We start from the raw sequence: 630 nt of genomic DNA on the forward strand, positions 1-630 counted from the left end.
GATGGAGGTCGACGATCGCTACGATGTCATAGTTATCGATTGTCCGCCGCAGCTTGGCTACCTGACGATCACTGCACTGACCGCAGCGACTTCAGTGTTGATCACGATCCATCCGCAGATGCTCGATGTGATGAGCATGGGCCAGTTTCTGCTGATGCTCGGGAACATCCTGGAGCCGATCAGAGCGGCCGGTGCCGAGGTGAATCTGGAGTGGTATCGCTACCTTGTTACTCGATTCGAACCTACGGACCAGCCGCAAGCGCAGATGGTGGCATTCCTGCATACGCTGTTCGGCGAATTCATCCTAAAGAACCAGATGCTGAAATCAACGGCGATTTCCGATGCGGGGATTACCAAGCAGACCCTCTACGAAGTCGAAAAGAATGCGATGACCCGGTCCACATACGAGCGGGCAATGGAAGCCTTGGACGTCGTTAATGGCGAAATCGTAGCTTTGATTCATGAAGCATGGGGGCGCTGACTTGTCTGCTGACAAAAGTGCACCTTTTCCAAATGTATTCAACGGCCTACGCTGCCTGGAGGTAAAATATGGCACGTAAGAATCTTCTGTCTGGCCTCGTAGAAGCGGAAGCCGGCGAGCGGGATTCATCTACCGCAGCTGCAGCATAT

At 53.5% G+C, this 630-nt stretch carries 1 protein-coding gene; it reads left to right on the top strand.

What is annotated here, in order from left to right; genetic code table 11:
- On the top strand, nt 1–481 hold a 481-nt coding region (locus EN935_RS39240; protein WP_164771890.1), incomplete at its 5' end, for an AAA family ATPase.
- Nucleotides 482–630: the final 149 nt, after the last annotated feature.

Origin of the sequence: Mesorhizobium sp. M7D.F.Ca.US.004.03.1.1 (assembly GCF_003998635.1) — a bacterium.
Taxonomy (GTDB): Bacteria; Pseudomonadota; Alphaproteobacteria; order Rhizobiales; family Rhizobiaceae; genus Mesorhizobium; species Mesorhizobium loti.